Here is a 2,839-nt window from a genome sequence, read left to right as displayed (position 1 = left end):
GGGGATGGTTTATGATGACATCCCGGATAGATGCCGAGGTCCGACCCCGATAAGGCAGAGTTTCCATTGAGTCCCGATGATATACCGCAGACCTGTAGGGGCGATTCAAGAATCGCCCGCTTTTCTGCGCCCCGGGAGGTGCAGAAAAGCAAACGGGTTGCCGGAAATCTATGGTTTTGGACGTGATATGTCGGTACCCTCAAAAACTACGGGTTTCAAAGCAGATTTGGTTTAAGCGGATAAAAGGGCCTTTTCGGGATAATTTATGATGATATCCCGGATAGATGCAGAGGCCCTGCCCAGATATCACCTGGTGATAACTTTTTTTGCAATTTCGATCTTCTGCATGTCGCAGGCTGGATAATCGGCTTTTTTGAAGCAACAATACAATGATTTTGGTTGGTTCGATGGGGAAGACCCCAGGGTGTAGTCAAGACGAATGTGAAAGACTCGGGAAACAAGACAGCTACAGGGAATGTAACTAGGAGCGTGGTGATGTCCTATCATGAATATGAAATTTCAGAAGAAGATGCATTAATACAAGAACTCACCCAATACAGAGATAAGCAGACCATTATAATAGTCACATTGATTAACAAAGGTTTTTCCAGGAACGAAATACACAGACTTTTGGCAAAAATATATCCTGAAAATGATAAAAGATGGGCAAAATCAAGACTGAAATTGTATGAATCTGCCTATGGATTTTTGGGCTTTTTCGATTCTACATGTAGTACACTCCGGATCAATGTTACAAGAAGAAATATCAACAAAATAGATTTGAATGAATATCTTCGACAAAATAATATCAAAGAAAATGAATTGATATCACTATACGAAAAAATCGTAAAAAAATATGATGCAGGTCTGATGGGAGTAAGCAGTAAAGGGAAAGAGAGAAATAAAAATTTGATGAGTTTATTAAAACGAGAGCTGGCCAATAACAGGGCCGCGAGTAATAGCATTGCGCCCAGCTGCAGAAAACTGACTTGGCGAGCCAAAGATGCTGAGAATCCCCTGAAGAGGAGCGAGGATACAAGGGCGCTGTGGGATTTTGCCAGGTCATGGATCAGGCGGTTCAAGGCAACCGGTGAGCAGAATGCGGCCGAGCGTCTCATCTATCTCTGGGTCACGGTGAACGCCTGGGCCTCCCAGATCGTGGAGGACATGACGAAAAATCATATCGACGCCTATCTGGTCCACTGCATGGCCAAGGACCGGAAACTTTCCGGACGATTCGATGATCTCTATCGGCAAGATGGGTCATTTGCCAGGGATGTGGATGAATTTCTGGCTCTGGGTCCGGTGTTTCAGGCATTGTGGTTGAGGAACAACGGTATTCAGCCATGGAATACGAGGGAATCCAGAAAGGATTTTGTGGAAAGAGTTTTCAAGCAGAACCCGTTCATCGAAAATAAGAATAACCCCAATGATCGATACCCGGCATTTGCTCCGGCCTGTGCCCATGATCATTGGCAAAACAACGAGACCATTCCTGTTGACTGGCCCCATGTGCTCGCCATGATTTATCAGGTCCGATGCAACCTGTTTCATGGTGGGAAGAACTACAGTGAGGAACGGGACCGCTTGTTCATCACTTTGGCCTACAAAATACTCTGGGAGGTATGGATGGATGAATTACCAGATCGCCTCAAAGAAACCAACAAGGCCTTGATGCCCTGGAAACGCATTCTCGTAAGAAGCGGTTTTCTTGTCCAAGAACAGGGCCAGGGTTTTTCTCTGAAAGAGGAAACCCCGGGCAATCGGAATTATCTGGACAAAATACTTGCAAAGGGGCGTTTCGGAGAGATACGGGAAGATATTTTTATGCCACGCGAGGCGTATGTCGACGAATCCCTCTGGCTGGGAATCGTGGAAAAAGCGCATAGCGGAGCCGAGAGTGGCCGCGCTGACGATCTTTCCATCATGGACACCTACATGGCCGGTCTGGTCAGATGGCTCCACTATATCGGCATTGAGACAAGCTACAGCTGTGATGGACATGGGGAAAGACCGCCTCAGATTGAGGTTACCTCGGATGTCGGCATCGCCCTCTGGATCTTGAGAACCAGAAGCAGTTTCTTTTAAAAACGCAGAGGGATTTCCATCATCTACCAGCACCCCCGTCACAGGCGGGATGTATCTCCTGGCCGCACGACTGACCGGAACGACATGCTCGGGGTTGCGGAATGGTTGTATGAGAAACGGGATGAGCTGAAGGATCTTGTTGGGAAGATGAGAAGCATAAGCGACAGAGGTAGCCCCGAAAGGTCCATGATATGATGGAAAACTACCTTTTCTTGAGAGCAGTGAGTCCTGTTGACGCACCTAAAACGGGTACGGTCGCTCAGCTTAAACAGCCAATTTTATGAGGAAAAGGGGCTGCTTAAGCGGATAAAAGGGCCTTCCGGTGATGATTTATGATGATATTCCGTGTAGCTGTCTAAGTCCGGTCCCAATATCCAGCATTATTAAGAGAATAACCATGTACACTGACATACCAAAAGAACTGGCAAGAAATCCTTGGTTTAAGATAGTTGATTTTCTTCAGCAGAACTGGGCGGTAGTCATTGATAGGAAAGACGATGTACTGGTCGTGTTCTATGGTGATACTTGCGGGGTCTTCGATGAGATGTCTTTTTCATACCGTTCTGAAGCGGAGAATGCGCTACGTAATAACGGATTCTCAAAATACCTGGATGATATGGATGCACAAGAATTTATCAGCTTACCGAGTGGCGAGTTCGTCGAAAGGCCACATCCACAGGGGAAGATCTACTCAAGCGGACGTTTTGGAACTTTTGGCGCAACGTTTGAGAGATAGCTTTGCTGTTTGAAG

The 2,839-nt window shown here is 46.5% G+C and carries 2 protein-coding genes; both read left to right on the top strand.

From position 1 onward, the window contains the following. Positions 1 to 495 precede the first annotated feature (495 nt). Positions 496 to 2,088 carry a hypothetical protein gene (locus ACY692_RS14770; RefSeq protein WP_462326142.1) on the top strand — a complete coding sequence of 531 codons (1,593 nt, stop codon included), beginning with the start codon at positions 496 to 498 and terminating at the stop codon, positions 2,086 to 2,088. Positions 2,089 to 2,485: 397 nt separating this feature from the next. Next, entirely contained in the window at positions 2,486 to 2,824 is a 339-nt protein-coding gene (locus ACY692_RS14765; RefSeq protein WP_462326141.1) for a hypothetical protein, read from the top strand. The last annotated feature ends 15 nt before the right edge of the window (positions 2,825 to 2,839 follow it).

It is taken from the genome of Desulfoplanes sp., assembly GCF_054921335.1.
The sequence above is the reverse complement of the archived record's forward strand: the minus strand, read 5'-3'. Positions and strand labels throughout refer to the sequence as shown.